This window comes from Streptomyces sp. NPDC059564, assembly GCF_042735575.1.
Classification (GTDB): Bacteria; Actinomycetota; Actinomycetes; order Streptomycetales; family Streptomycetaceae; genus Streptomyces.
Map to the genome: position 1 here is coordinate 1 of NZ_JBHWBP010000422.1, position 6,132 is coordinate 6,132.

Annotated in this window: 4 protein-coding genes; 3 read left to right on the forward strand and 1 reads right to left on the reverse strand. The window is 74.0% G+C overall.

Translation table 11 applies throughout. The features are described 5' to 3' along the window. Nucleotides 1-205: 205 nt before the first annotated feature. Nucleotides 206-1,573: a diaminopimelate decarboxylase gene (locus ACFV0Q_RS37130; RefSeq protein ID WP_385011813.1), complete on the reverse strand. Its 1,368-nt coding sequence runs from the start codon at nucleotides 1,571-1,573 to the stop codon at nucleotides 206-208. A gap of 105 nt (nucleotides 1,574-1,678) precedes the next feature. On the opposite strand from ACFV0Q_RS37130, the gene hutU reads away from it, so the two are divergent. The 3 genes from hutU to ACFV0Q_RS37145 all read left to right on the forward strand — a co-directional run bounded on the left by hutU (nucleotide 1,679) and on the right by ACFV0Q_RS37145 (nucleotide 5,972). Continuing rightward, nucleotides 1,679-3,343 (forward strand): urocanate hydratase, encoded by a 1,665-nt coding sequence (hutU, locus tag ACFV0Q_RS37135; protein WP_385011816.1) that lies wholly within the window; start codon nucleotides 1,679-1,681, stop codon nucleotides 3,341-3,343. 83 nt (nucleotides 3,344-3,426) lie between these two features. Beyond that, the gene (locus ACFV0Q_RS37140; RefSeq protein WP_385011822.1) at nucleotides 3,427-4,617 is read left to right on the forward strand and encodes an allantoate amidohydrolase; all 1,191 of its coding nucleotides are present in this window, start codon (nucleotides 3,427-3,429) and stop codon (nucleotides 4,615-4,617) included. Continuing rightward, the gene (locus tag ACFV0Q_RS37145) at nucleotides 4,608-5,972 is read left to right on the forward strand and encodes a formimidoylglutamate deiminase (protein WP_385011819.1); all 1,365 of its coding nucleotides are present in this window, start codon (nucleotides 4,608-4,610) and stop codon (nucleotides 5,970-5,972) included. Before ACFV0Q_RS37140 ends, ACFV0Q_RS37145 begins: the two co-directional genes overlap by 10 nt. The last annotated feature ends 160 nt before the right edge of the window (nucleotides 5,973-6,132 follow it).

Sequence of the window (6,132 nt, forward strand, 5' to 3'; positions counted from 1 at the left end):
GGATTTTGGCCGACGTCCGCTCGCACTTACCGCCTGGCGGGCGGCATCGGCCGAGACCCCGCGCCCCCGCGCCTCAAACGCCGGCGGGGCTGGGTTTTCCCTCGGGCAGTCGGCCAGGTGCGAGTGGAGCTCAGCCAAAAACCAGCCCCTCCGGCGTTTGAGGAGCGGGGTCTGGGGCGGAGCCCCAGGGGGCCCCGCGCAGCGGTTACAGCAGGGCGTCGCGGTGGGCACCGCCCGCCTCGGCTACCAGCTCCGCGAGGGACTGGGACGGCCGCACCCGGGTGAAGCGGACCCCGCCCTCCGGGGGCACGGTGAAGCCGTGCACCGCCGGGCGGGGGAGGCTGTTGTAGCCGTAGTGGGCGGTGAAGAAGTACGCGCCCGTGTCCGGGACGGCGATCACGTCGCCCGGGAACAGCCGCGGCAGCTCCCGGGCCGTCGCGAGCAGGTCCCCGGCGAAACAGGCCGGGCCCGCGATGTCCTGGGCCACCGGGTCGTCGGTGCGCGGCGCGCCCTTGGCGTCGTACGGGAGGATCCGCAGCGGCCAGGACGCCGGGGCGTACACGGTACGGGTCGCCAGCTGCACTCCCGCGTGGGTCAGGGCGATGGGGCGGCCCCCGGTCTCCTTCGTGTACTCGACCCGGGCCAGGACCAGCCCGTGCTTGGCGAGCAGCGACCGCCCGAACTCCGTGACCAGCCCGTACGAGCCGTCGAAGAGCGCCGGGACGGCCTCGCGCAGGGCGTCCGCGTAGGCGGCGTAGGACGGGGTGTGCTCGTCGGAGGCGAAGTTCACCGGCAGGCCCCCGCCGATGTCCAGGGTGTCGATCTGGCGCCGGCCGGCCGCCGCGTTGACCTCCTCGGCCAGCGCGTGGACCTCCCGTACGCCCTCCGCGATGAGCGCCAGCGGCACCCCCTGGGAGCCCGAGTGGGTGTGCAGCCGGGTCAGCCACGGCCGGTCGAGGAAGGCCCGTACGAGCCGCTCCCGCGCGCCGGGGTCGCGCAGCGGGAAGCCGAACTTGGAGGTGGCGGTGGCCGTGGACAGGGCGTCGATGGTGCCCGCTCCGGTCTGCGGGTTGATCCGCAGACCGACCGGGGACGTGGTGTGCGGGGCCGTGGCCAGCAGCGCGTCGAGCCGCTGGAGCTCCTGGGCGTTGTCGGCGTTGACGGCGATCCCCAGGGCCAGCGCCTCGCGCAGCTCGGCCCCGGTCTTCGCGGGGGAGTCCAGCACCGTCCGCTCCGCCGGGACCCCGGCCGCCCGGGCCAGCGCGAGTTCGCCGGGGCTCGCGACCTCGCAGCCGATCCCGGCGTCCGCGAGCAGCCGCAGGACGGGGACCAGCGGGGCGGCCTTCACGGCGAAGGTGTGCAGGACGGGGGTGCCGGGCGCCGCCGCGGCCGCGAAGGCGGCGGTCAGCGCGGCGGCGGATGCTCTGATTCCGGCCACGTCCAGGAGACAGGCCACGGGCTCGGAATCCAGCAGCCCCTGCCCCATGGCGGCCCGTACGGCCAGGTCACGGAGGGTGGCGGGGTTCTGGGGGCGGGTCGGCGGGTGCGTCGGCTGGGGCGTCTCGGCGGCCATGGCGCCATCCCATCATCCGGCGGACCTCCCCGCAGCTGTTGACTGGATCTATTCATGCCGCGAGGATGTGAATGGATTGACCAACAGCGTCAGGAGGCACCCGCCATGTCAGGACCCCGCCCCGTACGGGCCGCGCGAGGCACCGAGCTCAGCACCCTGGGATGGCAGCAGGAGGCCGCCCTGCGCATGCTGCAGAACAACCTCGACCCCGAGGTCGCGGAGCACCCCGACAAGCTGGTCGTCTACGGCGGCACCGGCAAGGCCGCGCGCGACTGGCGCTCGTACGACGCCATGGTGCGCACCCTGCAGACCCTCAAGCAGGACGAGACCATGCTGGTCCAGTCCGGCCGCCCGGTCGGCGTGATGCAGACCCACGAGTGGGCGCCGCGCGTCCTGCTCGCGAACTCCAACCTGGTCGGCGACTGGGCCAACTGGGAGGAGTTCCGCCGCCTGGAGAACCTGGGCCTGACCATGTACGGCCAGATGACGGCCGGTTCGTGGATCTACATCGGCACCCAGGGCATCCTCCAGGGCACCTACGAGACCTTCGCGGCCGTCGCCGCCAAGAAGTTCGACGGAACCCTCGCCGGCACCATCACCCTCACCGCCGGCCTCGGCGGCATGGGCGGTGCCCAGCCGCTGGCCGTGACGATGAACGACGGCGTCGCGATCTGCATCGACGTCGACCCGCGCGCCATCGACCGCCGCATCGAGCACCGCTACCTCGACGTCAAGGCCGACAGCCTGCGCCACGCCCTCCAGCTGGCCGTCGAGGCCCGCGACGCCCGCAAGCCGCTCTCCATCGGCCTGCTGGGCAACGCCGCCGAACTGCTGCCGCAGATGCTGGCGGAAGGCGCCCCGATCGACATCGTGACGGACCAGACCTCCGCCCACGACCCGCTCGCGTACCTGCCGGTCGGCGTCGACTTCGACGACATGGCCTCCTACGCCGCCAAGGACCCGGCGGGCTTCACCACCCGCGCCCGCGAGTCGATGGCCACGCACGTCGAGGCCATGGTCGGCTTCATGGACGCGGGCGCCGAGGTCTTCGACTACGGCAACTCCATCCGCGGCGAGGCCCAGCTGGCCGGCTACGACCGCGCCTTCGCCTTCCCGGGCTTCGTCCCGGCCTACATCCGGCCCCTCTTCTGCGAGGGCAAGGGCCCCTTCCGCTGGGCGGCCCTGTCGGGCGAGGCCTCGGACATCCACAAGACCGACAAGGCGATGCTGGAGCTCTTCCCGGAGAACGAGTCCCTGCACCGCTGGATCAAGATGGCCGGCGAGCGCGTCCACTTCCAGGGCCTGCCCGCGCGCATCTGCTGGCTCGGCTACGGCGAGCGCGACAGGGCCGGCGAGCGCTTCAACGACATGGTGGCCGACGGCACGCTCGCCGCGCCGCTGGTCATCGGCCGCGACCACCTCGACTGCGGCTCGGTGGCCTCCCCGTACCGCGAGACCGAGGCCATGCTCGACGGCTCCGACGCGATCGCCGACTGGCCGCTGCTCAACGCCATGGTCAACGTCGCCTCCGGCGCGTCCTGGGTCTCCATCCACCACGGTGGCGGCGTCGGCATGGGCCGCTCGATCCACGCGGGCCAGGTCACCGTCGCCGACGGCACGCCGCTGGCCGGCGAGAAGATCCGCCGCGTCCTGACGAACGACCCCGGCATGGGCGTCATCCGCCACGTCGACGCCGGCTACGACATCGCCGAGTCGGTCGCGGACGAGCGCGACGTCCGCATCCCGATGCGCGAGGGTGACTCCGCGTGACCCAGGACACCGGCTGGTCGGCCACCGCCCCCGGGACCTCCGGGGGCGGTGCGGGGCGGGGAGAAGGCAGCTCGTTCCACGCCATGTGGGCGGACCTCGCACCCATCGGCCGGCACGCCGACTCCGGCGGGTACCGCCGGTACGCGTGGAGCGGCGCCGACGCCGACTGCCGGGCCTGGTTCCGGGCGCAGGCCGAGTCGCGCGGACTCGCGTACGAGGTCGACCGCAACGGCAACCAGTGGGCCTGGCTCGGCGACCCCCTCGCGGGCGACGCCGTCGTCACCGGCTCCCACCTGGACTCCGTCCCCGACGGCGGCGCCTTCGACGGCCCCCTCGGGGTGGTCTCCTCCTTCGCGGCCCTGGACGAACTCCGCGGCCGCGGCGCGGAGTTCTCCAGGCCGCTGGCCATCACCAACTTCGGCGACGAGGAAGGCGCCCGTTTCGGGCTGGCCTGCGTCGGCTCCCGGCTCGCCGCCGGACAGCTGACCAAGGAGAAGGCGTACGAGCTCCGCGACGGCGACGGCGTCAGCCTGCCCCAGGCCATGGAGCGGGCCGGGTACGACCCCGACGCGATCGGCGCCGACCCCGAACGCCTCGCCCGCATCGGCGCCTTCGTCGAACTGCACGTCGAACAGGGCCGCGCCCTGGACCTGTCCGGGGACCGCGTCGGCATCGCCTCCGCGATCTGGCCGCACGGCCGCTGGCGGTTCGACTTCCACGGCGAGGCCAACCACGCGGGCACCACCCGCCTGGTGGACCGCCGCGACCCGATGCTCACGTACGCGGCGACCGTGCTCGCCGCCCGCCGGGAGGCGGCCCTCGCCGGGGCCGTCGCCACCTTCGGGAAGATCGCGGTCGAGCCCAACGGGGTCAACGCCATCCCCTCCCTCGTCCGCGGCTGGCTCGACTCCCGGGCCGCCGACCAGGCCACCCTCGACACGGTCGTCACCGCCGTCGAGAAGGCCGCCCGCGAGCACGCCGGCCAGGACGGCATCGACCTCGACATCGTCCGGGAGTCGTTCACCCCGGTCGTCGAGTTCGAGCACGCCCTGCGCGACGAGATGAACCGGATCCTGGGCGGGGCCGTCCCCGTCCTCGGCACGGGAGCGGGACACGACGCCGGAATCCTCTCCGCCGCCGTCCCGACCGCGATGCTGTTCGTACGGAACCCGACCGGCGTCTCCCACTCCCCCCGGGAGTTCGCCGCCGAGGACGACTGCGTGGCCGGCGTCCTCGCCCTCGCCGACGTACTGGAAGGTCTCGCATGCAGTTGAAGGGGCACGTGCTGACCGCGCACAAGACGTACTGGCTGGAGCACGCCTGGCTCGGCACCCATGTCGAACCGGGCGTCGCCCTGGAGGTGTCCACCGACGGGCGGATCGCCGCGCTGCGCACCGGCGTGGACGCCCCGCCGCCCGGCGCGGAGGTGCTGCGCGGCCTGACCCTCCCGGGCCTGGCCAACGCGCACTCCCACGCCTTCCACCGGGCCCTGCGCTCGCTCGTGCAGATCGGCTCCGGCACCTTCTGGACCTGGCGCGAGTTCATGTACCAGGTCGCCCAGAACCTCACCCCGGACACCTACTTCGACCTCGCGCGGGCCGTGTACGCGGAGATGGCCCTGGCCGGCATCACCAACGTCGGCGAGTTCCACTACGTCCACCACGCCCCCGGCGGCACCCCGTACGCCGACCCCAACGCCATGGGCGAGGCCCTGATCGAGGCGGCCGCCGCCGCCGGAATCCGCATCACCCTCCTCGACACCGCCTACCTGGCCTCGGGCTTCGGCGAGGGCCCCAACCAGCACCAGCTGCGCTTCTCCGACGGCACCGCCGACGCCTGGGCCGAGCGGGTGTCCGCCCTCAAGCCCCGCGACCACGCCCTGATCGGCGCCGCGATCCACTCCGTCCGGGCCGTCCCGGCCGGTCAGCTCGCCACCGTCGCCGCCTGGGCGGAGGAACACCGGGCCCCGCTGCACGTCCACCTCTCCGAGCAGACGGCGGAGAACGACGCCTGCCAGGCCGCCCACGGCCGCACCCCGACGCAGCTCCTCGCCGACCACGGAGTGCTCGGTCCGCGCACCACCGGCGTCCACAACACGCACCTCACCGACGCCGACATCGCGCTGCTCGGCGGCACCACCACCGGCACCTGCATGTGTCCCACCACCGAACGCGACCTCGCCGACGGCATCGGCCCGGCCGGCCGGCTCCAGCACGCGGGCAGCCCGCTCTCGCTGGGCAGCGACAGCCACGCGGTGATCGACCTGCTGGAGGAAGCCCGCGCGATGGAGCTCAACGAGCGCCTGCGCAGCCACACGCGGGGGCACTGGACGGCGAACGCGCTGCTCACGGCCGCCACCGCCGATGGCCACGCGTCCCTCGGCCGGCCCGACGCGGGGCGGCTGGAGCCCGGCGCGCTCGCGGACTTCACCACCATCGCGCTGGACTCCGTCCGCACCGCCGGGCCGCTGCCGCGGCTGGGCGCCGAGACGGCCGTGTTCGCGGCGACGGCCTCGGACGTCCGCCACACGGTGGTCGGCGGCCGCCACGTGGTCCGCGACGGCGCCCATGCCCTGGTCCCCGACGTCCCGTCGGCCCTCGCCGAATCGATCGCAGCCGTCCGAGGCTGACGCTTTCCAGTCCCCCACCCCGCCCCTTCCCGAAACCGGGGGCAGGCCCCCGGACCCCCGTCCCGGGCGCTGCGCGCCCGGTGCGCTCAAACGCCGCGCGGGCTGGAATGTGCGCAGCAGATTCCAGCCCCGCCGGCGTTTGAGGCGCGGGGTCTGGGGC

Excerpts from the sequence above, each read along its gene's own strand:
- ACFV0Q_RS37130 (WP_385011813.1), bottom strand. The coding sequence starts at position 1,573 with ATGGCCGCCGAGACGCCCCAGCCGACGCACCCGCCGACCCGCCCCCAG.
- hutU (WP_385011816.1), top strand. The coding sequence starts at position 1,679 with ATGTCAGGACCCCGCCCCGTACGGGCCGCGCGAGGCACCGAGCTCAGC.
- ACFV0Q_RS37140 (WP_385011822.1), top strand. The coding sequence starts at position 3,427 with ATGTGGGCGGACCTCGCACCCATCGGCCGGCACGCCGACTCCGGCGGG.
- ACFV0Q_RS37145 (WP_385011819.1), top strand. The coding sequence starts at position 4,608 with ATGCAGTTGAAGGGGCACGTGCTGACCGCGCACAAGACGTACTGGCTG.